Raw genomic sequence first — 230 nt, 5'->3', positions numbered from 1 at the left:
GCGCAACGCCTTGCCAAGGCATAAAAAAAAGAGCACCGGTCCCCAGGAGATGCGCATCCATCCCGCCAGCAGACACAGTAAATCGCCTATTACAGGCATCCAGCTTAATAACAGCGTGGCAGCGCCATAGCGTTTTAGCCAGCCAACTGCCTTTTCCTGCCAGCGCGACGTTTTGCGCAGCGGAAAGAAACGCCCAAGAATAACGTTAGTCAGCCCTCCAAGGCTATTAC

The 230-nt window shown here is 53.9% G+C and carries 1 protein-coding gene; it reads right to left on the bottom strand.

Annotated elements, in window-relative coordinates:
* Positions 1–230, bottom strand: a 230-nt coding sequence (locus tag RG959_RS25065) for a YqaA family protein (RefSeq protein ID WP_369335213.1), incomplete at both ends; no start/stop codon positions are given.

It is taken from the genome of Domibacillus sp. 8LH, from assembly GCF_038806185.1.
Lineage (GTDB): Bacteria > Bacillota > Bacilli > Bacillales > Domibacillaceae > Domibacillus > Domibacillus indicus_A.
Note: the sequence above shows the minus strand (reverse complement) of the source record. Positions and strands in the feature narration are given on the sequence as shown.